Below are 24,419 nucleotides of genomic sequence, written 5' to 3' on the forward strand. Positions count from 1 at the left end.
CGGCCTACTTGCCGAAGCCGGCGAAGGCCGCCCGGATCACGCCGTCGGGGTAGACCTGGAGGCCCTGGATCTGCTTGCTGACGGCGGTCAGGTTGCGCTGCCGGTAGAGGTAGATCAGGGCGTCGTCCTGCTGGAGCAGTGTGACCGCCTGCCCGTACAGCTTCCTGCGTTCCTCGACGTCACCGGCCTGACGGGCCTGGGTCAGCAGGGTGTCGAGCTGCGGGTTGCTGTAGCCGGCGACGTTCTGGCTGGCGGCGGTGCCGACGAAGTTCGTGATATTGGCGTCCGGGTCGATCCGGCCGCTCCACCCCAGTTGCAGCAGCTCGAAGTTGCCGCGGTCCTGCTCGTCGAGGAGCGACGAGTACTCCACCGGGTTGATCTTCAGGTCGAATCCGCCGTCCTTGACCATGGACTGCAACGCCTGCGCGAGACGCAGCGTGTCGGGCGTGTTCGAGGCGAGCATCGTGACCGTGTACGGCGTCTGCACGCCGGCCTCGGCCAGCAACTGCTTGGCCTTGGCGGGGTCGTGCGCCGGGCAGGTCTGCGCCTCGGGTGACGAGAACGTGCTCGCGGGCGAGATCGGGGAGCAGGCGGCGGCGTGCAGACCGTTGAAGACGGCGTCGACCAGGGCCTTGCGGTCGATGGCGTGCTCGAAGGCCTGCCGCACCTTGGCGTTCTGGGCGAGGGGGCGGTTGATGGGCTTCGCCGCGGTGCCGACGCCGTCGACGTTGCCGACGTTGATGGTCAGGCCCTGGTAGCCGAGGGACTGCGACTGGAGGACGGAGACCGCCGCGTCCTGCCGGAGCGAGGCGACGTCCTGGGTGGAGACCGAGTCGGCGACCTGCGCGTCGCCGGAGCGCAGGTTGGCGGCGCGGATGCTGGCGTCGGTGAGGATCCGCCACGAGATGGCGTCCAGGTGCACCTTGCTCGCGTCGTAGTAGTTCGGGTCCCGCACCACCTCGATGGAGTTCTGCGGCACCCGCTTGGCGAACTTGAAGGGGCCGACGCAGACGGGCGCCGAGGCGAAGTCGTCGCCCTTGGTCCGCAGCGCCTGGGCACTCATGATCATGCCGGCTCGGTCGGCGAGGGCCCCGAGCAGCGGTGCGAACGGCTGCTTCAGCCGCAGGACGACGGTCTGCGCGTCCGGGGTGTCGACGCCGTCGATGGGGCCGAGTTCGCTCTTGCGCGCCGACCGGGCGTTGGTGAGGTGGCGTTGCAGGGTGGCCTTCACCGCGGCCGAGTCGAACGCCGTGCCGTCCGCGAAGCGCACGCCGGGCCGCAGCGGAATTGTCACCGTCCGGCCGTCGCCGCTCGTGGTGGGCAGGGCCGTCGCGAGCTGCGGTACGACCTGCGCCTGCTCGTTGACGTCGTAGAGCTTCTGGCACATGGCTTGGAAGACGTAGCGGGAGTAGAGGCTTCTCGACAGCGTCGGGTCCAGCGCGTCGGGCTCGGCGGAGAGGGCGATGACCAGCTTGCCGCCCTGCTTCACGGCGGCGGGGTCGGCGGGCGTACCGAAGGAATCCTGGCCTGCCGACTGGTCGCCGCCGGACGTCTCGCCTTCGTTGTTCGACACCGGCGAGCAGGCGACGACGGTGCAGACGACGGCGGCCGCCGCCACGGCGGCCCGGAGTACCCGGCTGGTTTCGCGGACGGAGAGGTTCGTCATGGAGAGCTCCTCAAGTGGGCGATTCGGGGAGCGTCTGTTGTATACGATGACCGCCGCAAGACCTCGGTGAATGGCTGACGAGGCACCCCTGGCACCCGGAACAAGCCGGCCGGGCGATCAGCTCGCGGGCCGGGTCCGGCCGCCCCTGACCAGGCTGAGCAGGACGACCAGCGCGAGCACCGCCACCACCGCGCTGAAGACCTCGCCGGCCGGGCGCAGGCCGATCGTCTGGATCAGCAGACCGACCGCGACCGCCGGCACACCGAGCATGGCGAACAGGATGGCGAAGAAGGTCGACACCGCCTCGGCCCGGTGCTGCGGCTCGGTCTTCATCGTGATCGTCGCGATGCCGTCGCCGACCGCCACCCCGGACGCGACCCCGATGATCGCCGCGCAGATGAGCAGCGTCGTCAGCAACGCCATCCACATGCTGAACGCCAGCAGGCCCGACCCCACCACCAGGCCGGCGCAGGCGCTGGCCAGTGCGGCACGCGAGGACAGCACGCGGGTCAGCAGTTGGCCGAACGCCGCACCGGTGAACGCCACGAAGACCACCAGCGCGGCCACTGTGTGTGAGGTCTCGTGCAGGACCATGCCGAGGAACAGCCCGCTCACCGACGTGAGCACCCCGAGGGCGGCGAAGCCCGCGCCGGCGGTGATCGCCGAGCGGATGAAGGCACCGCGGATGGCGGCCGGCACGTGCAACCGCTGCACCCGCAGGGTCACCGGCGAACGTTCCCGGACCGTCTCCGGCACCCCGCGCAGCGCGATGATCGCGACCACCGCCAGGACCAGCACGATCACCCAGGGCAGCCGGAGCGGTTCGGGTGCCACGTCCGACACGATCCCGGACAGCAGGGTGCCGGTGGCCAGGCCACCCAGGTTAGCGAAGATCGACACGGTGGCGGCACGCTTCGGGTGCCGAGGGTCGATCAGCTCAGCCAACGCCGCTGTCGCCGTACCGATGATCAGCGCGGCGGACAACCCGGCGAGGATCCGGCCCACGATGATCATCGCCAGGTCCACGGCGGCGAGGAAGATGGCATCGGCGGCGACCGAGAGCAGCAGTGCGATGAGGATGACCGGGCGTCGGCCGATCTGGTCGGAGAGCCGACCGAAGACCAGCAGCCCGACCACGACTCCGAGCGCGTACAGCGCGTAGACCACTGTCACTGTCAACGACGAGAACCCGAACTCCAACTCGTAGAGCGGGTAGAGCGGCGTCGGCACCGTGGTGCCCACGAGCGTGATCCAGAACGCGAACGCGACCCGTACCGCGCCGGACGTGGAACCGGACCGTGTCACCCGTCCAGCATGAATCTCGGCCCCGAGTCGAGGTGCGGCAACGGACCTAAACACCCGCATCAGGTGGCGGCGCACGGGCCGACGGTGGGAAGCGGAGCCGCACGGCACCGCTTCCCACCGCCTACCCCTAGGAGTTGTAGGCCTGCGCGGTCACCGTGACCTGGCGGGCGAGGCCCGACCGGGCCGGCCAGGAGATCCGCACCTCACGGGTCTCCCCCGGCAGGAGCCAGAAGTAGTTGTCGTCGTAGCGGGCCGGCAGGACCCGCTCACCGCTCTTGTCGCGCACGGCGAGCCGCACCAGGGCGGCGACCGTACGACCCTGGTTGCGGACCGTCGTGGTGACGGTGTTGCGCCCGTCCACGACGCGTACGGTGCTCGACGACGTCGACAGGTGGGTGCTCGGCAGGTCGTTGAGCGCCCGCAACTGCTCGGCCCTGTCGTAGCGCCAGTAGGTGTTCTCCGCGAGCAGCCGGTCTCGGCTGTCCCGCAGCTCCAGTCGCACCAGGTGCAGCCCGCCGCCGTTCGGCGCGGCGAGCGCGAAGGCCGCCGTGGTGTCCGAGCGGGCCACGTCCACCCGCTGACGTTGGGGCGAACCCAACGAACGGCCGCCCAGGTCGTAGCGTCGGGCGCTCACCGTGACCCCGCTCAGCGGGGCGGCGGTGTGGTTGACCACCCGGACCTGCCAGGTGCCCGGGTCGGCCTGGACGTGCACCGGCTCGCACCCCTTGCGGGCGCCGTAGTAGGCGCCGTTCACGTCGAGGTCGTAGTCGTAGGTCTGCCAGACCGTGCTGTGCCACGCCGGGTGCGACATCCACAGCAGCAGACCGGTGGCGTCCTGCCACAGGTTGGCGTTCCACGCCTCGAACATGGCGCGGTGGCTCTCGTAGTTGACGAACTGCGCCCGGCTGGCGAACTCGTCGAGCGAGGCGGACTCACCGAGCCGCGCGTCGATCGCCGCCTGGTACGTGCCGACACGCTGGTTACCGATGGTCGACCAGTCGTGGTAGTTCCACACCTCGCCGATCGGCCACTCCGGCGCGTCCCCGACGAGGTTGCGCATGCTCTCGACCACCGACACCACCGGCATGCCGATCTCGGTGTGGAAGCCGAACGAGTCCGCCTCGTAGATCGTCTTGTCGGTGTATGTCGTCGGGTCGACCCAGCCGTACGGCCCACGCCCGCTCACGATGCCGCTGGCGGAGTTGGGAATGTAGAGGATCTCGGGGTGCTCGGTGGCGACGGCCTGCTTGAGCCCGGCGTCGACGATCGGCGGCGGGTCTCCCTCGTTCGCACCGCACCAGACGACGATGCTCGGGTGGTGGCGGAACCGCCGGATGGTGTCGGCGGCGATGTCCACGTAGCCGGGCGGGTTGGGCAGGAAGGCCCCGGCCTGCCAGAAGTCGTTCCACACCAGGATGCCCTGCTCGTCGCAGGCCTGGTACAGCTCCTCACGGTTGCTGCTGCCGAGCCAGTTGCGGATCATCGTGAAGTTCATGTCGCGGTGCATCTCGACCGTGTCGGCCAGCCGGTCGGGCAGCACCCGCCGCAGCAGCTCGTCCCAGCCCCAGTTGCCGCCCCGGGCGAACACCGGCACGCCGTTCACCGTGATCTTCAGCTCGGTGATCTTGTTGCTGACCGCCTTGACGTCGGTCCAGCGCTGCCCGTCGTCGGAGACCTGGATGACGAAGTCGCGGGCGTACGCCTGCTCCCAGACGATGGTGACCTGGTCGAAGCTGACCGGAGCGCCGAGGTCGACCTGGATCCACTGGTTGTCCTCGAACTGTGACGACCAGCGGGTCCGGGGGTTGCCGTCGACGGCCCGGTCCGGGCCGTTGGAGTCGCCGTCGGACGACGACGCGGTGGCGGTCCGGTTCAGCGCCAGGTCGACGTCCGGCTCGGCCTGCCGCTGAACCGACAGCGCCCACATGGACACACCCCACGAGGTGACCCGCGCGCCGGTCTGGATGCGCAGGTGCTGCGCGGTCTGGCCGGCGAAGGTCTCGACCTGGGTGGCGCGGCTGCCCAGCGGGGTGTCGTTGCTGACCGACGCCACGTCGCTCCAGGCGTCCCCGTCGGAGGAGACCTGGACGCGGTAGTCCAGCGCGTACGCCTGCTCCCACACGATGGTGACCCGGTCGAAGTCGACCGCCGCGCCGAGGTCGACCTGGATCCACTGGTCGTCCTCGGCCTGCGAGGCCCAGCGGGTCGCCGCGTCGCCGTCGACGGCCTTGCCGGGACCGTTGCCGTCGTTCTCCGAGGACGACGCGCTGGCGTCGCGGCGCAGGGCGAGATCCGGGCCGGTGCCGTCGGCCACCGACAGCGAGAACATCGAGATGCCCCAGCCGGTGGCGCGCTGGCCGGCCTGGATACGCACGTGCCGAGCGTGCTGCCGGTCGAACGTGACCGTCTGGGTCGCCGCGCCGTCGACGAACTCCAGGGCGGGCTTGCCGGGCGGCGAGATGACGATCGGCTGGTGCCAGTCGTAGGCGAACTCGCGGACACCGAAGCGGAGCGCACGCCGGTCGCTGACCGAGCGCTTTACGGTGGCGGTGAGCGTGAGGTCGTACAGGTGGGGGTCGCCGTAGCCGTTGGGCCACCAGAGTCGGGGGTTGCGCAGCCGCAGCGCGCGGAAGCGCTCCGGCGCGAAGGTGACTGTGGTGCTCCCGCCGGCGGGGACGGTCACCGTGGACTCGACGCGTACCTTGTCGAACTCGGCGCGGACGGTGACGGTGGTGGCGCTGGTCGCCGCGTTGCGGACCGGCACCCGGATGGTGACCTCGGCGGTGTCGGTCTTCGGCAGGTCCGGCAGCGTGGTCTGCACGTGTGGGTCACCGATGAGCACCGCGCCGGTGCTGCGCAGGCGGACGTGGTCCCAGAGGCCGGTGACCCGGTCGCGCACGGCCGGCATCCAGTCCCACCCGGACACCGCCAGGTAGGTCGGCGCGTCAAGGTAGTGGTGGGCCGACTGGAGGAAGGTACGACCGTCGGGGCCCTTGTCGCCGGGGGTGCCCGGGTGCGGCATCGGGGTGACCCGGACGGCGAGGACGTGCTCGCCGCGGTGACCGGCCAACGCGTCGGTGATGTCGGAGGCGGCCCGCGCGAACGGGTGCTTGACGCTGCCGACCTGCACGCCGTTGACCCAGGCGGTCGCCTCGTGGTTGATCCCGTCGAACTCCAGCCAGATCCGTCGGCCGGCCGAGGTGTCCAGGTCGCGCGGCAGCCGCAGCGCGCGCCGGTACCACCACGTGTGCCGGGACAGCGCCTCCGGGATGCGCATGTTGTTGAAGCCGGACACCGGGTCGGGCAGGTGGCCCTGCTCGACCAGGGTGCCCAGCACGGTGCCGGGCACCGTCGCCGGCAGCCAGGACCGGACGTCGACGCCGACGCGGGAGAGCTCGGCGCCGTCGGCGGTGCCGGCGAAGTCGTCCATCGTCAACGACCAGCCCGACTCCAACGGCACCGTGCCGTCGGCGGCGACCGTCAACTCGGGTGCCGGGCCGGTGTTGCCGCCCTCCCAACTGGTCCAGCCCTCGGCCTTCGGCCGGCCGGCCAGCGGGACGCCGTAGACCTGGAAGCCGTTGAGGCCGACCGGGTTGCTGTTCGAGCGCTTCGTGGCGGTCATCCGGATCCACCTGGCGGTGACCGGCTCGGGCAGCTTGATGGTCTGCGCGCCGCCCCGGCCCTCGCTGGTCTCGTACACCGACCGCCAGGCACGGCCGTCGGTGGAGACCTCGATCCGGTACGCGGTCGCGGCGCTGGAGAGGATCTCGTCACCGTCGGTGTCGGTGTAGTTGCCGTCGAACGGCCCGTCGTCGAGCGTGGCCTCGAAGACCAGGGCGACCGCCTCGATCCGGCACAGCGCCTGGAGGTCCACCGAGATCCACTGTGGATCGCCGTTGGCGGCGCGCCATCCACTCCCCCGGACGCCGACCTGCGGCAGGCCGTCCACCGCGAAGGTGGCCGGCGTCGGCGCGTAGTCGGTCGAGGAGACCGCCACCGGGCGGTACCGGGCCAGGTCGGTGGCAGCGGGGGTGGCGGTCGGCGGCGGCACGGCGGCGGCGGACGCGGGGGCGTTCGGGAGTGCCGCGGTCACCCCGACCGACGCCAGCAGCGTCGCGCCGGCGGAGAGGAAGGTACGCCGGGAAATCGGCGATGGCTCGGACATCTTGCCTCCAGACATGACAACGTTGTCAGGTAGCGGGGGGTCTGTGACAACGTTGTCAGATGGTGGCCCGATGTTTCCCCGGAGTCAAGGGTTCGAGTCGATCGTGATTCCCCGAACACGTTCCGCAGCCGTTCCACTTCGGACATCGACAGGTGGCTGCTGACCCTCCTGGTGATCAGAATCGGCCAGGCGGTCGCCATCATCCTGACGACCCGGAACGGCGTCGCGTCCGGTCTCGTCAACGTCGCCCCACAACTCGGCACGGGGGTGCGGGCTATCGGTGCTGCCTTTGGAGCTGATGCCGTAAACGATTCAGATCCTGTGTCCCCACGGTGATGTCGCAAACGATCAGACCCCTGGGTGCCACGGTGATGCCACAAACGATTCAGCTCGAAAGGCGCCGACCAACCCCTCCCCACCCCGCGACGCTCCCCGCAGGGCGGGGGCGGATCGGAGGTCACGGCGACAGATCCCATTGATGCGGCGACGCCGCGACTCCCGGAAGTTCAGCGAGGCGTCACCCGTACCCGGGATCGTTGCGGCACCGCCGACGGCCGGGAGGTGACCACGGCACCCGTCGACCACCTGGCCCGGGACGACCGCGCGCCCGACGGTCAGCTCGCCGGGCCGGTCTCCCGGCGGTCGGGGTCCCGAGGGTGGTACTCGGGGCGGAGCTTCGCGCTCGCGAACGCCGACTTCACCGCCGCCGAGAGCGCGGCCATGTCGTACGCGCCGTGGTGCCGCCGGCCGTTGATGAAGAAGGTCGGGGTGCCGGTGACACCGCTGAGATCGGCCGAGTCGACGTCCTCGGCGATCCGGTCCACGCCCATCCGCTTCACCATGTGCTCCCGGAACCCGTCCAGGTCCAGACCGAGCTGTTCGGCGTAACCGAGCACCTTTACAGGATCGAGAGCGTCCTGGTGGGCGAGCAGCAGATCGTGCATCTCCCAGAACGCGCCCTGCTCCCCCGCCGCCTCGGCGGCCTCGGCGGCGAGTTGGGCATGCGGGTGGACGTCGGTGAGCGGCAGGTGCCGCCAGACGTACCGGACGTTGGCGAAGTCCGCCAACAGTTCCCGGACCACCGGCTCGGCCTGCCCGCAGTAGGGGCACTCGAAGTCGCCGTACTCCACCACCGTCACCGGCGCGTCGAGCGCCCCCCGCATGTGGTCGCGGTCCTCATCGACCGGCAGCATCAGGTCGATGATCCCCTCGGTGACGCCCAGCAGCGCGCGGGTCCGCCGCGCCGGCGAGAGTCGACCGACGGACCGGAACACCAGCCAGGTGACGACTGACGCGCCGAGCGTCGCCACGAGGATGCCGAACTTCGCCTCGTCCAGGGCCGGGCCGCTCAGGGCATGGGTGGCGATCAGGAGGGCGACGGTGAACCCGATGCCGGAGATCGTGCCGACCCCCGCGACCGCGACCCACCCGACGGGTGGCCGGAACCGGTTGCCGCTGAGCCGGGTCACCAACCACGCGGTGGTCACGATCCCGGCCGGCTTGCCGACGACGTACGCGACCACGACCCCCAGCGTGACAGGGGAGATCACCGCCCTGGCCAGCAGGTCGCCGTCGATCACGATGCCGGCGTTGGCCAGCGCGAACAGTGGCACCACCAGGTAGCTCGCCAACGGGTGGTAGAGCGTCTGCAACCGCTCGTTTGGCGACAGCGCCGAGATGAGCCCGGCCCGAGCCATCCGGGCCAGTTGCGGGGTGGGCTGTTCCCGGAAAAGGCGGAACTGGTCGCTGGCCCGCTGCAGGTCGCCGCGGCCGGGATCGTAGGCGTAGGTCAGCAGCCCCATCACCAGGCCCACAGCGACCGGGTCGACACCGGACATCGAGACGGCGAGCCAGGCCGCCACCCCGAGCAGCGCGTAGACCGGCCCGAACCGCACCCCGCAGCCCCGGACGAGCAGCACCACGCCGAAGATCGCCGCCGCGACGATGAGCGCCGTCAGCGAGGGGTGATGCGGGTACGCGATGGCCAGCACCGCGATCGCCACCACATCGTCGACGACGGCGACGGTCAGCAGGAAACCTCGCAGCCGTTCCGAGAAGCGTGGCCCGAAGACGGCCAGGGCGCCGAGCGCGAGCGCCGTGTCGGTGGCCATCACCGCACCCCAGCCCGCCGCGGTGGTGTGCCCGGCGTTGATGGCGAGGTAGATGGCGATCGGCACGAGCATGCCGCCGACCCCGGCCAGAATCGGCAACGCCAGGCGACGCCGTTCCCGCAGCTCACCGATGTCGAACTCGCGGCGCAGCTCCAACCCCGCGACCAGGAAGAAGAACGTCATCAGGCCGCTGTTGATCCAGGTGCGCATGTCATGCGCCACCTGCCAGTCGCCGAGCCGGACCGAGAAGGGGGTGTTCCAGACCGACTCGTACGACGATGCGCTGAGATTCGCCCAGACGAGAGCCGCCACTGCGGCGATCAACACCACCCGCGCGCCGCCGGTCTCGGTACGCAGGAACGAGCGCAGCGGCGCGTCGAACCGCCGGTCCCAGATCGTTCGGGCGGACCACCCCCGCTGCGTGTTGTCGCTCGTCACGGAAACAATCTTCGTCGCCCTGACCGTCACGTGGTCCGGATTGCCACTCCTCCTCCGCGAACACGTCAGCCCGACGGCACCCCCTGCTGCGTCGATCTTGCAGTTTCGGTCGTCGAGATGCGGACTTCTGCACCATTTGTCGCGACAGAAACTGCAAGATCGCGCCCCGGCTCGGTCGATCATGGAGTTGTGGTGCGCTCGCCTAGCGTGACGTCCTTGGCGTTCGATCCGGTGGGCATGCACGCAGCGCCACTGGTTGGTAGCGTGCCGGTGATGTCGCCGGTTGTCGCCGGCAGCGGTCCCCTGGGGAGGGTCGACGTGTGGGCGGATGACGCTGCGCTCGACGCGGCGGAGCGCCGGCTCGACGAGTGGGAGACGTCGCTCGCCGAGCGGGCGGCACGGGCCAAGACGATGTCGGCGACGATGCGGGATCTGACCGGCACCGCCCACAACACCGACCGGACTGTCGACGTCACAGTCGACTCAGTCGGCCTGCTGATCGACCTACGGCTCGACGAACGCGTCCGGCAACACCCCGCGGCGCACACCGCTCGGCAGATCCTGGACACCACCGCTGCCGCCCGCGCCGACCTGCTTCGACAGGTCAGCGACGCAGCCACGGAGTCATTTGGCGACGACGCGAGCGCCCAGGCCATCATCGACTCGTACCGCAGCCGGCTCCTCCCCGACCAGGGATCGAACGATGCCCGCCGGTGACGGCATCCAGGTCGACCCGGACGACCTGACCGCCCACGCGGCCCGCCTCGACCGCTGCGCCAGCAGCCTCGACACCGCCCAGCAGGCAGGCCAGCACGTCCGATTGGGCGCCGACGCCTACGGGCAGCTCTGCGCGATGATGCCGGTGCTGCTCGACGGCCTCCAACGCACCCTGCTCGACAGCATCGGCGCCGCCGCAGCATCGGTACGGGACACCGCCGGCAAGCTGCGCGTCGGAGCCGACCGCTACCGAAGCTCCGACGCCCACGCCAAGCAGCTACTCGACGGGGTGCGGCGACACAGGTGACGTCGAACCCGCTCGTCGCCGCCGCTGCGGACACCCCACCCAGCGCCTGGGCGGGCGTGTGGATCTGCGAGGACATCGAACTCATCGCCCAGGGCGTCCGCACCGGCAGTTGGATCGACGGCAGCCTCGGCGTCGTGAGCGCCGGCCTGGACGCCCTCGCCCTCGTCTCCGACCCGGTCGGCGCTCTGCTCCAGTACGGGGTCGCCTGGCTCATCGAACACGTCAAGCCACTCCGCGAGGCACTGGACTGGCTCGCCGGCGACCCGGCGCAGATCACCGCACACGCGCAGACCTGGCGCAACGTCGCCGGGTCACTCCGCGACGACGCCGCCGAACTGGCACGCGCCGTACGCACCGACGTCGCCGGCTGGGGCGGCAGCGCCGGCCCCGCCTACCGGGCCTGGACCGCCGAACAGCAACAGGCCATCACCGGCCTCGCCCAGGGCGCCGACACCATGGCCGCGATCACCGAAGGCGCCGCCGGCCTGGTGGCCGCCGTCCGACTCCTCGTCCGCGACGCCATCGCCGCCTGCGTGTCCCGCATCATCGTGTACGCGGGCGAACTCCTCATCACCGGCGGACTGGCCGCGCCACTGGTCGTGGAGCAGGTCACGACCTTGGTGGCGTCGTGGGGTGCGCGGATAGCGCGGTTGTTGCGCGGGTTGCTGGCCAGCCTGCGACGGCTGATTCCGGAGATGCGCCGGCTCGGCGACCTCATCGAAAAACTCAAGCAGTCACTGGGGCGACTCACGAAACAGCCGCCGGAACCGCAGAGACCCGACGGACCGGAGCCGACAAAGATTCCGGGTGATCCCACCGGACCAGACTTCACCATGGCCGAGATCGACTCGCGGAAGATCGCCGCCTACGCCATGAACCCGGACCACCCTGTCGGGGGGCACAAGTATCGCGTCATCAACTCCGCCACCGGCCTCGGCCCGGATGACGCCGACGCGGTCTTGCAGCAGATCCGCGAAGGCGTACTCGCCGGCAAACCTCTGCTCGGCAAGACCGACGAATTCGGCCAGCGGTGGAACGTGGACCTACCTCTCTCCGGGCCGGATGGCACGATCATCGTGCGCACAGCCTGGATATTGAAGAATGAGGCATCTGCACCCCGGATGGTGACGATCTCGTTCCCGCCCAAGGGAGGATGACATGCTAGAGCTGTACGACGTGGTTGAGCTCCGAGAAGCCATACCCGGAGAAGACCTGCCCGCGGGGGCAGTGGGAGCTATCATCGATGTCTTCGACGGCCCCCCGCCTATGTACGAAGTCGAGTTCACCGACACCGATGGCCGCACCGTCGCCATGGTCACGCTCCGGGCCGACCAGGTGTCGCGGCGCGATGGCCACCTTTGACGAGTGGCAGACGGCGTACGAAGTCGTCTACCGTGCGCTGCCGGCGGCGTCAGGTCTTGCCTGCCCGAACTGCGGGCGGCGGACCCTACGGATCGTCTTCACAGCACGGCCCGCAGCCAATGCCGGGTACGTCTCGTTCTGGTGCGACACCTGCATGGAAGGGATCCACGTGTGTCGGGCGCCTATTCCGGACGGAGTCGACGTCCGACCAATGGACAAGCCGCCTGAGGAACGCAACCCTCGCGTTCCTAACTACCGCCTCGTGACGTGACGACGGATTGAGGGCGGGGAGCCAGCGATTCCCGGCCGGGGCTGACTAAGGACGCCGACACTCGAAGGAGATCGGCAGAAGGTCAACGGCATCCGCCACGACCAACCCGGTACTCACCGCGGTCCTGTTGCCGATCCGAGGCAGGATGTCGTCAGCCGCTGGTGAGGCGGCCCTCCTGGTCGTACCGGAGACGACCGCTGGTCAGGGCGACGTGCAGCCCGTACCGGAGCAGTTTGTCGATCTTTTCGGTTCGTCGGCGGTAGCCGAGCCGCTCCAGGCCGGCGCGCAACAGCCGCTCCTCGTCCATGCTCGCTACGCCCTGCAGCGCGTGCACGAGGGCGTTGGCCACCTCCTCGGGTGGCACCTCCTCGAACGCGCGGTCGTTGCTCGCCTGCGTGACCCGGAACCCGCGGTAGGTCTGCGGGTCGACGCCGTCGGGCCAGGCGTACCGGCTCACGGTCGGGTGCGTGTAGAGGCGGCGGGAGTCGACGAGGGAAAGTACGGCAGTGCGACGGTCTTCCCGGGTCCGGAGGAAGCCGAACCGAGCGAGAGCGAGGCGTGCCAGCCGGTGCTGCTCGATGGGCCCTTCCGCCTCGATGATGTCGCGGAGCGCGTTCCGCATCAGATCACGTATCCGCTGGTCAGTGGCCAGGAGGTCGAGGTCGGCCTGGTCTCCGAGTGAGGTTGGGGCGTACGGGATGAAGGGGCTCGCCGTGATGGTGTCGGCGGCCGACGCCACCGTGACCGGCACGGCGGCGAGTGCGGAGTCGGGTGGTGCCGACGCACTCCGAAGGGGCTCTTCGTCCAGCGCGAGACGCGGCTGCGGCAACTCGGCGGCCGGTGCCGGGCGTGGCTGCTCCACGTCCGTTGCGGGGCGCGGCTGCGGCAACTCGACGCTCTCTGCGACCGCCGACAACTCGGATTCGGGTTCGGCGGTCGTGGGGGTCTCGGCTCGGGTGACCGCTTCGTCGACCCGGTCGAGCAGCGCCGACCGGTCGTGGATCCACGCCGGCAGCCAGAACCGCACGACCTCCGGCCAGCCCATGATCGAGCGGAGAAGCGCGGGTGCGGAGTCCCGGTCGGCCACGGTCGGGCGGGCGCTCCAGTCCGGGCCGTCGAGCATGACGGCCACCTGCCACCGTGGTGAGCCTGGTCTGCGTACGGCGATGTCGACTGTGAAGTCGGAGAGGCCGTGTGAGGTACGGACCTCGTGACCGCGGTCGCGCAGCGCCGCGGCCACCTCTTCGCGGATCCGGCTGCGCCGCTCGGTGCGGTCGGTGGCAAGGTCGCCCAGGCGCTCCGCGCCGGCGGCGGCCATCTCGCAGTACGCCCGCAGGTGCTGTGTGCCCAGCGCTGACGTACGGGACAGGTCGATGTCGGACGGGTCGAAGGACGAGTAGAGGGCGACCTGGCGGCGGGCGCGGGTGATGGCGACGTTGAGCCGCCGCTCGCCGCCGGCTTGGCTGAGCGGGCCGAAGTTCAGCGGGAGCTGACCTGTTTCCAGGTTGGTGGAGAAGGCCAGGGAGAACAGGACGACGTCCCGCTCGTCGCCCTGCACGTTCTCCAGGTTCTTCACGAAGATCGGCTCCGCGACCGCGCCGGAGAGGTGCTCGCGGATGATCGGGTCGGTGCTCTCCTCCAGCAGGTTGAGGATGAGGTCCCGCTGCTGGATGTTGAAGGTGACCACGCCGACGGACTGGGTGGCGGTCGCCGGGTCGTGCAACCGCCTGGTGATGTCCGCGAGGATCGCCCGTGCCTCGACCTCGTTGGTGCGGGAGCCGCCCCGGTCGTACCGGCCCTCGACGCGCCGCCAGCTGACGCCCGCCGAGCTGGCGGCACCGGGCGACGGGAGGCTGGAGAGCTTGTTGTCGTAGTAGTAGCGGTTGGAGAAGGCGATGAGGGACTCGTCGTGGCTGCGGTAGTGCCAGGACAACCATCGTTGCGGCAGTCCCGACTCGACGGCCTCGCTGAGGATGCTCTCCAGGTCCTCCGGCACCGGGCCGTTGCCCTCGTCGACGTCGTCCACGCTGTGGCTGGCCTGCATGATGCTGCTCGGCGGCATCTGCCGGGAGTCGCCGACGACCACCACGGCGCTGCCCCGGCCCATCGCGCCGATCGCTTCCGCGACGCGGATCTGTGAGGCCTCGTCGAAGATGACCAGGTCGAATCGTTGGCTCCCCGGCGCCAGGAAGTTCGCCGCGGACGCGGGGCTGACCAGCACGCACGGGGTCAACGCCAGCACGGCGTCCGGGTACTGCTCGAACAGCTCCCGGAAGGACCGCCCGCCCCGCTTACGGCGCAGCTCCGCCGCGAAGTCGGCGAAGCGGCCACGCCGGTCGGCCGGGCTGAAGGGGCGGCGCCGGACCAGCACCGACGGCAGCTGCGTCGGCAGCGCGGACCGCAGCTCACCGGCGGCTGCCTCGAACTGGCTGATCTCGTCGTCGTGCAGTTCCGGGTCGAAGTACTGCAGGCCGCCGGCCCGTACCCGCTCGGCGAGGGACGCCGTCGCGACTCCCCGCCGGTAGACCTCCTCGGCGAGATGCGCGGGCACCTCGGCGCGCAGCAGTTGGTCACGGTAGTCGGTGAGGCCGGCCGAGGCGAGCACGTCGGCGTGGGCCAGGACGGTCGCCCATCGGCGCAGCGGGAACAACTCCTCGCTCTGCAGCTCGTGCAGCCAGGCCGCGCCGTCGCGCTGCCAGGCGTCGATCCAGTGCGAACCTCCCGCCCACAGGGCCAGCTCCGGTCCGCCCGAGCGCAACACCCCACGCCAGGCCCGCCATCGCGAGGCACATCGGTCGAGCATTGCCGCGTCGGCATCGGTGAACCCGCTCTGGAACAACTCCCAGGCCTGCGGGTGCTGGCTCAGCAGCGTCCGGCCGACCCGGGTCGCCTCGACGGCTTCCGTCAGCCGCTCCTGCGCGTTCGGGTCCGTGGGCAACCACTGCGACAGCCGCAGCCCGCCGAGCCCCAGCAGGTGTTGGTGGAGCGCGGCGGCCTGCGCCCGGGCGGCGACCAACCGACCGGTGAGCACCTCGACCTGTTCCACGTCGAGCGTGGCACCGGCGACCAGATGCACCGCCAACCGGTCCGCGATGGCCTGGCGGCGCTTGCCCTTGCCGAACAACCGCTTCGCCGCCTCCTGGGCCTCACCGTGCCAGGCGGTCAGCTCCGGTCGAGCGAACACGTCCGGCCGGAAGGTGGCCAGCTCACCGGCGAAGCCCTGCCGGAAGGCCGCCAGGTTCGCCTGGAACCGGGCCACCGCCTCGTCCCACCGCCGGTCGCTGGCGTGCACTGTGGTCTGCCGGTCCGGCAGCAGTCCGCGTACGGCGAGCCAGGCGCCCGCCTGCAGCTCGCTGACGGTCTCCGGGGCGGGCAGCCTTCGCAGCAACTCGACCAGGCGCGGGTACGCGGCGAGGTCGGCGCGGAGTCGTTCGAGCTCACCGGCGATCTCGGTGACCGCGTCGCCGTGCAGCCCGTCGAGGGTGCGACAGCCGCTGAGCGCCCACGGATGCGCGGCCCGGAGTCGGGCCGATCGTGCGGCGGCCGGGAACTCCCGCAGTGTCGTCTCGACCTGCGCGCGTGCCGGGGCGGGTGCGTGCAGGTAGGCCACCGGGATGGGGGCGACCGGGCCGTCGGAGTACGCCAGGGTCTGCTCGTAGGCCGACCAGAGTGACATCCCGACGGGGTTGGTGGTGTGCACCTGGGCCGGGTACTCCATCAGTGGGGCGAGCCGCGTCCGGTAGGCCGTCTCGACAGCCGTCCAGGTGCCGTCGCCGCCCTGGTCGTACTGGTCGAGTGCGTCCCGCAGCTGCTGGCGGATCGCGTTGAGGGACTGCTTACGGCCGTGCAGGTCCAGCGCGAACGGCCCGAGGCCGATCTGCTTGAGGCGGCGCTTGACCACCTCCAGGGCGGCCTGCTTCTCGGCGACGAACAGCACCGACCGGCCCGAGCTGACCGCGCGGGCGATCATGTTGGTGATGGTCTGGGACTTGCCGGTGCCCGGCGGGCCTTCCAGGACGAAGGAGTGTCCGCGCTCGGCGCGCACGATGGCCTGCATCTGCGACCCGTCGGCGGGGATCGGCAGGTGCAGGTCCGCCTCGTCGACCATGACCTCGGCGTCGTCGGGGCGGGCCGGATCGTCGAACGTGGCGCCGGACGACTCGACCAGGTGCCGGACGACCGGGTTCTCCATGAACCGGGGCCAGTGGTCGGTGAGGTCACGCCACATCTGGAAGGTGGAGAACTGCAACAGTCGAAGACTGGCGGTCTCGTCGATGCGGTAGTTGAGCCGGTTGTCGAGCAACCCCGTGTTGATCGCCGCGAGGGTCTTGGCGATGTCGATGCCGTGCTCGTCGAGGACCGGTCGCTCCAGCTCCGGGATCCGCACACTGTGCTTCACCCGCAACCACTCGATCAGGCAGTAGTTCGGGCTGGCGACCTCGGCGCCGTCGATGACCATCGCGTACGGGCGACGGCCGCTGCCACCCTCGATGCGCACCGGTAGGAGGAACAGCGGCGCGTACGCCTCTCCCCCGGTCACCTTCGTGTGGACCAGGGTGCCGATGGTCAGGTAGAGGTAGTTGCTGCCGGTCTCCTGCTCCATCGTGCGCGCCTCACGCTGCAAGGCGCGCATCGCCGTCTTGTAGCGGGCGTCGGTGACCGCGCCGTAGACCCGCCGGTCGGTACGCAGCTCCCGGGTCAGGATCTCGGCGTCAAGGTCCTGCGCCCGACGTGACCCGGCCAGCTCGTGGACCTGGCTGATGTCGTCCTGCGGAATGACCTGCACCTGACGACCGTCGTGAATGAGGTCGTCGAGCAGGGCCAGCGCACCCGCCGGCACGTGCAGATCCAGCCCACGGCCACGCTTGGGCAGGTTGAGCAGCGGGTTACGCAGGCTCAGATCGAGCAGCGACTTCTTCCACTGCTGAACGCGCGCCGGTGACCCGTCCGACTGCTGCGGCGCCTCCTCGCCCTCGTCGGCGAACTGGCGCAGCTTCGCGGCGGCGACGCCGGGCGGAAGGTCCAGGGACGCTGTTGTCTCCGGCGTCGCCTCGGCGTCGACCGCGGCGGGCGTGATCAGTTCGTCGGGCGACGGAAGCGGCTGAATGCCGGAGCGATGGGCCAGGTGGACATCGACGACGCCCTGCATCCGATCACCATCACCGCGGAAGTGGCCGAGCCCGACGCGTACCGCCTCGGTGAAGGTCGCCGACTGCGCGCCCGGCCCGATGCGGGTCAGCTCGACCGGCACGGCCCGGCCGGAGTCCACCATCGAGATCAGCAGGTTGGTCTCGGTCACCGCGGCCGAGCCCAGCCGTTCCTCCTCCAACAGGAAGCCACCGAAGGCGTGCCCCGCGCTGATGAAGACGAGCGGGTGCAGCCCCGCCGCCTCCAGACACGCGGCGTACGTGACGGACAGGTCGAGGCAGTTGCCCAGTCGCCCGTCGAGCACCGCCGCTGTCGTCCGTACCTTCTGGCCGGTGTTCTCGAACGACGCCGGCAGGGTCTGGTAGGTGATCTCGAGTTGGCGCAACGCCTCGTACACCGCGCCGGCGATCAGCGCCGCCCGCTCCGAACCCTCCTGATAGCCCTGCAGCGAGCCGGAACCCGTCCGCGCGAGCAGGAGCTGGGCGGCCGCGCGCAGGACTGCCTCCACCGCCCGGGTGTTCGGCTGCACGAAGGCCGCCAGGCTGTCGTACAGGGCGGGGCTGTTGAACCACTCGTTGTGCGCCAAAACTCGTGACGGCGCGACCAGCCGCAGTGTCTCGTCCCCTGCCTGCACCCGGAGGATGTAGTCGACAGGGAACGCCTCGTCGGTGCGGTACAGCAGCACGCGGTCGGGCGTGAGGTCGCGGAAGTCGTCCCAACTCGTGCTGGCCCCGGGCCGCAACGGCGTGGCGAGGGTACGCGTCCACGGCTCGGTCAGCGCCCCGTCCGGACCGCGCAGTTCCAGCGTCAACGTGACCTCGGTCAGCGGCACCGCTCCCCGGTTCACGAGGGTGAGGTGACGGACCAGCGGCACCCGGTTGTGCACCAGGGCGGCGTTGATCGCCGGCTGCACGATCAGCCCAACTTCGAGCTGCTCGTCGTCGGCGGTGAACTGCGCGAAGACGCTGTCGGACATGGCGTTTCTCCAGGTGGGAAGACCGTGGGGGGCCAGCCTAGCGGTCAACCGACCGGTGGAAAGGGCCCCGGCGTTGAGTGCCTGCCGTAGGAGCGGCACCCATACTCTCCCTGGATGAGCGACAGCAATGACTACGTGAGGCTGCGAGAAACCTTCAACGAGGACGCTGAACGGTATGACCGTGCGCGGCCTCGGTACCCGGCACAGATGTTCGATGATCTCGCTGCGGCCGGAGTAGCGCCCGGTGCAAGGGTGTTGGAAATCGGCTGTGGCACTGGGCAGGCGACCGTGCCGCTGGCCCAACGGGGCTACCAGATCGTGGCCGTCGAATTGGGCGCAGACATGGCTGCTGTAGCTCGGCGAAACCTTGCCGGCTCCGACTCGGTGGAAGTCGTGACGGCAGCGTTCGAGGAGTGGCCCCTGCCTGCGGAACTGTTCGACGTGGTCTTCTCCGCGACGGCGTTTCACTGGATCGATCCGGCCGTGCGGGTGTCGAAGTCTGCTGACGCCTTGCGTCTCGGTGGTCTGCTGGCCACCGTGGGAACCCACCACATCGCTGGTGGCACCTGGACCGACGCGTTCTTCGTCGAGATTCAGAAGCTCTACGAGCGCTTCGATCCGTCGACCCCACCGGGCCTGCGTCTTGAGGGTGCTCAAGATATTCCGGAGGACGATCGGGAGCTGACCGCGTCGGAGCGGTTCGGGCCTGCGAGCTTCTACCGATACGAGTGGGAATTGCCGTACTCGACAGCGGATTACCTGGATCTGCTGTTGACCTACTCCGGCCACCGTACCTTGCCGGACGCGCAGCAGAGCGGATTGCTGACCTCCATCGCGCGGCTCATTGACGTCGACCACGGGGCCAGGTCGTCAAGCGCTACCTGACTGAGCTGAGGCTCGCCGAACGTGTCCGATGAATCGCTTCTATCGGTAGCGGCGTAAGCGACGGGTGCAGTCGCCGTCGTGGCCGTCCCGCAGGAGGCAGCGCCGGCCGCCTGGCATCCTCAGGTCGCAGAAGACCCGGTGCCGGAGAAACTGCCGGTCCTCTTCGGAGACAGTGGTCTCCCCCGGGTCCGTCGTCGGCAGCACCAGCATCCACCGGCCGATGACCCGCGCCAGACGTTGCGCGGCGGGCAGGTCGTTGGCGACGACGGGCAGGTGGATGACGTACCGCTGGCTCATCGGGCGTCGCCGCGCTCATTGCGGGCGCGGGCCTGATCGGTCTGCCAGCGACGCAGCCCGGCCTTGATCCGGGCGGTCTCGCGGCGGCTCTCGGCGAGAGCGGCGTAGACGGCGGCCATGTCGACGGCGACCCGGTCGAGGAAGGCGTACACGTCGTCGGGGTTCAGACCGCGACGTCCGAACCCGACCGGCGGGAAGCGGCGCTCACGGACCTGCCACGGCAACAGACTGGTGTACGCGGCGGAGCGGTAGGTCGCACCACCGCTCGCCGGCCCTGGCCGCTGGTGTCTGGCGTTCATGTCTGCCTGCCTTCCTGATGCGGAGGGGCGAGGGGTGTTCGGGGAAGCACGGCGGCCGTTCGGGGGGACCGGACGGCCGCCGTGCTGTGATCAGCCTGCGACAGTCCGGAGTGGAAACGCAACGTTCTAAACCGCAATTTCGCTGTTGTGCATTGACTTTCTTTGCTGAAACCCGTAGGAGTTGCAGGAGCAGGTCACGCAGTGTTGCGTGTTGGAGCCAGGGAGTGTGCGGATGCCCGAAGACATCGGATCGACAGTGCCGCGCCGGCAACTCGGCCGGCTGCTGCGACAGTTCCGCAACGAGGCCGGGGTGACGCTCGACGCCGCCGCCGAGGCCCTGGAGTACAGCCGGCAGAAGATCTGGCGCCTCGAATGCGGCCAGGGCTCGGTCCGGGTGCTCGACGTCAAGGCGATGTGCGAGCTGTACGGGGTGTCGCCCGAGATGACCGAGGCGATGCGCGGGCTGGCCGTGGAGACGAAGTCGAAGGGCTGGTGGCACGCGTACGGCGACGCGGTGCCGAGCTGGTTCGAGCTGTACGTCGGCCTGGAATCCGCCGCCGCCCACTTGCGCGAGTACGGCGAGAACCTCATCCCCGGGCTGCTACAGACCCGCGCCTACGCATTGGGTTTGTTCCGACCCACAAGCCGGCTGAGCATCGAGGAGCGCGAGCGGGCTGTCGAGGTGCGGCTGAAGCGTCAGAGTCTGCTCACTCGTCGGCTTCCACAGCCGCCGCACCTGGACGCCATCCTCTCCGAAGCGGTGCTGCGCCGTGTTGTGGCCGGCCCTACGGTGATGACTGGGCAGCTTGCTCGTCTGCTCAAAGCATCGGAGCTGCCGAACGTCTCGGTTCGCATTGCGCCACTCGCGGCAGGGCCACATCCCGGTGCGGTCGCAGGCTCCTTTGTTCTTCTGGACTTCCCGGCCACGAAGGGCGGCCGGGCCGTCCCGGAACCGTCGGTCGTCTACAGCGAGTCGCTGACCGGGGCGCTCTACCTCGACAAGCCGGACGAGATTCGGGCCTATGAAGACGTCTGGAAGGGTCTGGATGCCCTCGCACTCGATCAGGCAGACTCAAGAGACATGATCAAGCGAATCGCCGGGGAGATGCGGCATGACTGACCTGACCGGCGCCGTCTGGCGCAAAAGCACCCGCAGCGGCGACAACGGCGGCAACTGCGTCGAGGTCGCCACCAACGTCCCCGGCGTTGTCGCCGTACGCGATTCCAAGCATATTGACGGGCCAACTCTTTGCTTCGAGCACCGTGCCTGGCTCACGTTCATAGCCGCCGTGAACTCGGTCGACCTCTCCGACAAGTAAGAGCAGCGCAGGTTGCTAACTGAGATCTGGGATGCTCCCACCCATGGATGACCTGACGGGCCGCGTACGGGCGTTTGCCGAGGAGCGGGACTGGCAGCAGTTCCACACGCCAAAAAACCTGGCCATGGCTCTCGCCGGTGAGGTCGGCGAGCTGATCGCCGAATTCCAGTGGCTCACACCTGAGCAGGCCACAGCCGTCATGTCCGACCGAGAGGCCGGCGACCGGGTCAAGGCCGAGATCGGCGACGTGATGATCTATCTCACCCGGCTCGCTGATGTCCTCGGCATCGATTTGGCCGAAGCAGCATCGACCAAACTCGAGGAGGTGGCTCGTCGCTACCCGGTCGACCAGGCTCGCGGGTCGGCGGCCAAGCGATAGCCGGTGGCAGCGTCAACATGGCGCTGAGTTGATCTCTTCGCTACAGTCCATCACGTAGGAGCGCGTCACGACGGGCTTCCGGCGGCTGCCGGACACGCCCCCCATGCGCACGATCACTTCGTGCTGCCCGGGGGCAAGTGTTGTCAGCGTTCCGTACGTCCGCCAACGGTCTGCTGCGTCTGGTTGCCAGCGGCACGCTCGCAGACCGGATCGTGGAGCAAATTGGCCGCAACGTGAGCCCGGCCGAACGCCGTGCCTGGTCGCGGAGCCTTGAGGTGCTGGGGCAGGATCTCGCCGACGCAGGGCTGGACCAAATCGAGATGCTTGTCGAGTACCAGCTACCGCTGACCAGCAAGCGGGTCGACGTGGTGCTAGCCGGTCTGCACCCGAGGACGTTTGACGACTCCTACGTGGTCGTAGAGCTGAAGCAGTGGTCCTACGCCGAGTCCTACGAGGGCTCTGACACGCTCGTGGCGATCGAGCACACGAGTGGCCCGCGGCTGCATCCCGGCGTCCAGGTCGAGCAGTACTGCGAGTACATGACAGACTTCCTCGGCGTCCTCGCCGGGCATCAGCACCCTGTGCGTGGGGTCGCGTACCTGCACAACGCGGTCGACCGCGACATCAGTGACCTGTTCGAGCGCCCGGCAACCGAGCAGAGCCGGATCTTCACGAAGCAGCGGCGTGGCCAGTTCCTCGACTACCTTCGCAGCCACCTAGCCCCGGCCTCAGGAGCAGGCGCCGCCGACCGTTTCCTGACCAGCTCTGTCCGGCCCAGCCGCCATCTACTCAGGTACGCCGCACAGGAACTGAAGGACCGTTCGCACTTCACGCTGCTGGACCAGCAGCGTGTGGCGTACGAGTTGGTGCTACACGCCGTCGAGCGGGCGCGATTGGCCGATCGTAAGTCTGTCGTGGTCGTTTCCGGTGGACCTGGCAGTGGCAAGAGCGTGATCGCGCTGTCGGTGCTCGGTGAGTTGGCGCGCCAGAACCGCTCCGTCATGCACGCGACGGGCTCGCGGTCGTTCACCCAGACGTTGCGTCGGTACGCCGGCAAGGGGTCGACCCGGCTGAAGAATCTCTTTGGTTACTTCAACAGCTTCATGTCCGCCGAACGCAACGGGCTAGACGTCCTGATCTGCGACGAGGCCCACCGCATCCGGGAGACCTCCGTCAACCGGTTCACGCCGAAAGCCAAGCGGGAGAAGTCTCGTCGCCAGATCGACGAACTTATCGCCGCGGCCCGGGTGCCGGTTTTCCTGCTCGACGAGCACCAGGTGGTCAAGCCGGGAGAGTTGGGCAATGTCGAGGTCATCTCGTCTCACGCGAGGCAGCTCAACCTGGAGATCGAGGTCGTCTCACTGCACAGCCAGTTCCGCTGCGGAGGCAGTGAGACGTACGAGCAATGGGTCGTGGAACTGCTCAATCTCGACGGGGGTGAGCCGTCGGTCTGGACCGGCGACGGCAGGGTCGACCTACGTCTCGCGGAGTCGCCAGAGGAGATGGAAGCGTTCCTCGCCAACAAGCAGGCGCCTGACGTGAACGCCAGAATGTCCGCCGGGTACTGCTGGCCGTGGAGCGATCCGCGTCCGGATGACAGTCTGGTGTCGGACGTGCAGGTCGGCGGGTGGTCGCGACCCTGGAACGTCAAGAGCGACCGCAGCGTCGGAGACGCACCAGGCAGCGCGTTCTGGGCCACTGACCCGAACGGTTTCGGCCAGGTGGGCTGCGTCTACACGGCACAGGGCTTCGAGTACGACTGGTCGGGCGTCATCGTCGGGCCAGACCTGGTCGCCCGGGACGGCCGGCTGGTGACGCGGCGCGAGGAGTCGAAGGATCCGGCGTTCCGCAGTCGCAAGTCGGTCAGCGACGCGGAAGCGGATCTGCTGATTCGTAACACCTACAAGGTCCTGCTGACCCGCGGGATGAAGGGCACGATCGCCTACTCGACTGATGCTGAGACGCGGGAGTACCTCGCCTCGATGGTCAAGGTGATCCGGCCGGTCGAGACGGTCTACGAGAGGGCCATCTCAGGCCACCTCGGCTGACGACGGGTTGAGCTCGGCGGCCGGCTACCGCTCGCCACCTGCTGCCAACTCGTCGCGGGACGTCTGGGCGAGCAGGTCAGCGCGACAGCTCCGGTGGCTTATGGTGAGAAACCGGACACCCGGTGGGCGGGCGTCCGGTCCGGGCCGTGGGATTCACGCTGTTCAGCCGGAGGGTGACCGATGACCGCGAACGCCCGCGACGTCGACGACTGCTGAGATGGACTGGGCCGGATGGGCGTTGTTCGGGTTGGTCGCCACCGCGGCGCTCACCGCGGCGATGATCACCGCTCAACTGGCCGGTCTCACCCGGCTCGACATCCCCCTGGTGCTCGGGGCCTTCGTCACCGAGGACCCCGACCGGGCCCGGGTCGTCGGGTTCTTCCTTCATCTCTGCACCGGTCAGGGTTTCGCCCTGGGTTATGCGGCCACGTTCGCGCTGTTGCACCGGGCGGACTGGTGGATCGGGGCGCTGCTGGGGATTGTGCACGTCGGGATCGCGCTGACGGTGATCCTGCCGCTGCTTCCTGGTGTCCATCCGCGCATGGCCTCGCAACGGGCGGGGCCGGCCAGCACGGCGGTGTTGGAGCCGCCCGGACTGTTCGCCCTCAACTACGGCATCCAGACCCCGCTGGTCACGGCTGTCGTCCACGTCGTCTACGGGGTTTGTCTCGGGCTGCTCCTGCAGGCCAGGTGACCGGCGCCCGACTGCCGTGCCAGCTTGACACG

Annotated in this window: 17 protein-coding genes; 10 read left to right on the plus strand and 7 right to left on the minus strand. The window is 69.3% G+C overall.

The genetic code is table 11. From position 1 onward, the window contains the following. Positions 1-4 precede the first annotated feature (4 nt). The 4 genes from ACGF3C_RS26660 to nhaA all read right to left on the minus strand — a co-directional run bounded on the left by ACGF3C_RS26660 (position 5) and on the right by nhaA (position 9,685). Complete coding sequence (locus ACGF3C_RS26660) at positions 5-1,666, minus strand: ABC transporter substrate-binding protein (protein ID WP_393226270.1); 1,662 nt, start codon at positions 1,664-1,666, stop codon at positions 5-7. Positions 1,667-1,783: 117 nt separating this feature from the next. Next, positions 1,784-2,971 carry an MFS transporter gene (locus ACGF3C_RS26665; RefSeq protein WP_393226272.1) on the minus strand — a complete coding sequence of 396 codons (1,188 nt, stop codon included), beginning with the start codon at positions 2,969-2,971 and terminating at the stop codon, positions 1,784-1,786. Between the two features lie 127 nt (positions 2,972-3,098). Then, the gene (locus ACGF3C_RS26670) at positions 3,099-7,136 is read right to left on the minus strand and encodes a discoidin domain-containing protein (protein ID WP_393226275.1); all 4,038 of its coding nucleotides are present in this window, start codon (positions 7,134-7,136) and stop codon (positions 3,099-3,101) included. A 614-nt stretch (positions 7,137-7,750) separates the two neighbouring features. After that, positions 7,751-9,685, minus strand: coding sequence for a Na+/H+ antiporter NhaA (gene nhaA, locus ACGF3C_RS26675; RefSeq protein ID WP_393226278.1), 1,935 nt, complete (start codon positions 9,683-9,685; stop codon positions 7,751-7,753). 273 nt (positions 9,686-9,958) lie between these two features. Between nhaA and ACGF3C_RS26680 the strand changes: the two genes are divergently transcribed. Genes ACGF3C_RS26680 through ACGF3C_RS26695 form a run of 4 tightly spaced genes read left to right on the plus strand, consistent with a single transcriptional unit; the run spans position 9,959 to position 12,071 of the window. Then, positions 9,959-10,402, plus strand: coding sequence for a YbaB/EbfC family DNA-binding protein (locus ACGF3C_RS26680; protein ID WP_393226281.1), 444 nt, complete (start codon positions 9,959-9,961; stop codon positions 10,400-10,402). Then, on the plus strand, positions 10,389-10,709 hold the full coding sequence (locus ACGF3C_RS26685; protein ID WP_357221296.1) for a type VII secretion target: 321 nt from the start codon (positions 10,389-10,391) through the stop codon (positions 10,707-10,709). Before ACGF3C_RS26680 ends, ACGF3C_RS26685 begins: the two co-directional genes overlap by 14 nt. Further along, a complete protein-coding gene (locus tag ACGF3C_RS26690) occupies positions 10,706-11,866 on the plus strand; it encodes a WXG100 family type VII secretion target (RefSeq protein WP_393226284.1) in 1,161 nt (386 codons plus the stop codon). Before ACGF3C_RS26685 ends, ACGF3C_RS26690 begins: the two co-directional genes overlap by 4 nt. A gap of 1 nt (position 11,867) precedes the next feature. Continuing rightward, positions 11,868-12,071: a DUF4926 domain-containing protein gene (locus tag ACGF3C_RS26695; RefSeq protein WP_357221291.1), complete on the plus strand. Its 204-nt coding sequence runs from the start codon at positions 11,868-11,870 to the stop codon at positions 12,069-12,071. Between the two features lie 422 nt (positions 12,072-12,493). On the opposite strand, the gene ACGF3C_RS26700 is transcribed toward ACGF3C_RS26695, so the two are convergent. Then, positions 12,494-18,466: a DUF4011 domain-containing protein gene (locus ACGF3C_RS26700; RefSeq protein ID WP_393226287.1), complete on the minus strand. Its 5,973-nt coding sequence runs from the start codon at positions 18,464-18,466 to the stop codon at positions 12,494-12,496. 114 nt (positions 18,467-18,580) lie between these two features. Between ACGF3C_RS26700 and ACGF3C_RS26705 the strand changes: the two genes are divergently transcribed. Next, the gene (locus tag ACGF3C_RS26705; RefSeq protein WP_357221285.1) at positions 18,581-19,351 is read left to right on the plus strand and encodes a class I SAM-dependent methyltransferase; all 771 of its coding nucleotides are present in this window, start codon (positions 18,581-18,583) and stop codon (positions 19,349-19,351) included. A 39-nt stretch (positions 19,352-19,390) separates the two neighbouring features. Here ACGF3C_RS26705 and ACGF3C_RS26710 read toward each other — a convergent pair whose 3' ends face one another. Both ACGF3C_RS26710 and ACGF3C_RS26715 read right to left on the minus strand, forming a co-directional pair. Beyond that, positions 19,391-19,648 (minus strand): hypothetical protein, encoded by a 258-nt coding sequence (locus tag ACGF3C_RS26710; RefSeq protein ID WP_357221282.1) that lies wholly within the window; start codon positions 19,646-19,648, stop codon positions 19,391-19,393. Continuing rightward, positions 19,645-19,947, minus strand: a complete 303-nt coding sequence (locus tag ACGF3C_RS26715) for a DivIVA domain-containing protein (protein WP_357221279.1) — start codon at positions 19,945-19,947, stop codon at positions 19,645-19,647. Before ACGF3C_RS26715 ends, ACGF3C_RS26710 begins: the two co-directional genes overlap by 4 nt. Positions 19,948-20,179: 232 nt before the next feature. Between ACGF3C_RS26715 and ACGF3C_RS26720 the strand changes: the two genes are divergently transcribed. The 5 genes from ACGF3C_RS26720 to ACGF3C_RS26740 all read left to right on the plus strand — a co-directional run bounded on the left by ACGF3C_RS26720 (position 20,180) and on the right by ACGF3C_RS26740 (position 24,387). Beyond that, on the plus strand, positions 20,180-21,067 hold the full coding sequence (locus ACGF3C_RS26720; RefSeq protein ID WP_393226292.1) for a helix-turn-helix domain-containing protein: 888 nt from the start codon (positions 20,180-20,182) through the stop codon (positions 21,065-21,067). Continuing rightward, on the plus strand, positions 21,060-21,266 hold the full coding sequence (locus ACGF3C_RS26725) for a DUF397 domain-containing protein (protein ID WP_357221273.1): 207 nt from the start codon (positions 21,060-21,062) through the stop codon (positions 21,264-21,266). Before ACGF3C_RS26720 ends, ACGF3C_RS26725 begins: the two co-directional genes overlap by 8 nt. A gap of 43 nt (positions 21,267-21,309) precedes the next feature. Then, a complete protein-coding gene (locus ACGF3C_RS26730) occupies positions 21,310-21,645 on the plus strand; it encodes a nucleotide pyrophosphohydrolase (RefSeq protein WP_357221270.1) in 336 nt (111 codons plus the stop codon). Positions 21,646-21,785: 140 nt separating this feature from the next. Beyond that, positions 21,786-23,693, plus strand: coding sequence for a DUF2075 domain-containing protein (locus tag ACGF3C_RS26735; RefSeq protein WP_357221267.1), 1,908 nt, complete (start codon positions 21,786-21,788; stop codon positions 23,691-23,693). A gap of 217 nt (positions 23,694-23,910) precedes the next feature. Further along, entirely contained in the window at positions 23,911-24,387 is a 477-nt protein-coding gene (locus tag ACGF3C_RS26740) for a hypothetical protein (protein WP_357197147.1), read from the plus strand. Positions 24,388-24,419: the final 32 nt, after the last annotated feature.

Source organism: Micromonospora sp. NPDC047762, assembly GCF_043204655.1.
Taxonomy (GTDB): Bacteria; Actinomycetota; Actinomycetes; order Mycobacteriales; family Micromonosporaceae; genus Micromonospora.

Coding starts and splice junctions, on each gene's coding strand:
- ACGF3C_RS26660 (WP_393226270.1), bottom strand. CDS start 1,666: ATGACGAACCTCTCCGTCCGCGAAACCAGCCGGGTACTCCGGGCCGCC.
- ACGF3C_RS26670 (WP_393226275.1), bottom strand. CDS start 7,136: ATGTCCGAGCCATCGCCGATTTCCCGGCGTACCTTCCTCTCCGCCGGC.
- ACGF3C_RS26680 (WP_393226281.1), top strand. CDS start 9,959: ATGTCGCCGGTTGTCGCCGGCAGCGGTCCCCTGGGGAGGGTCGACGTG.
- ACGF3C_RS26685 (WP_357221296.1), top strand. CDS start 10,389: ATGCCCGCCGGTGACGGCATCCAGGTCGACCCGGACGACCTGACCGCC.
- ACGF3C_RS26695 (WP_357221291.1), top strand. CDS start 11,868: ATGCTAGAGCTGTACGACGTGGTTGAGCTCCGAGAAGCCATACCCGGA.
- ACGF3C_RS26700 (WP_393226287.1), bottom strand. CDS start 18,466: ATGTCCGACAGCGTCTTCGCGCAGTTCACCGCCGACGACGAGCAGCTC.
- ACGF3C_RS26705 (WP_357221285.1), top strand. CDS start 18,581: ATGAGCGACAGCAATGACTACGTGAGGCTGCGAGAAACCTTCAACGAG.
- ACGF3C_RS26710 (WP_357221282.1), bottom strand. CDS start 19,648: ATGAGCCAGCGGTACGTCATCCACCTGCCCGTCGTCGCCAACGACCTG.
- ACGF3C_RS26715 (WP_357221279.1), bottom strand. CDS start 19,947: ATGAACGCCAGACACCAGCGGCCAGGGCCGGCGAGCGGTGGTGCGACC.
- ACGF3C_RS26720 (WP_393226292.1), top strand. CDS start 20,180: ATGCCCGAAGACATCGGATCGACAGTGCCGCGCCGGCAACTCGGCCGG.
- ACGF3C_RS26725 (WP_357221273.1), top strand. CDS start 21,060: ATGACTGACCTGACCGGCGCCGTCTGGCGCAAAAGCACCCGCAGCGGC.
- ACGF3C_RS26730 (WP_357221270.1), top strand. CDS start 21,310: ATGGATGACCTGACGGGCCGCGTACGGGCGTTTGCCGAGGAGCGGGAC.
- ACGF3C_RS26740 (WP_357197147.1), top strand. CDS start 23,911: ATGGACTGGGCCGGATGGGCGTTGTTCGGGTTGGTCGCCACCGCGGCG.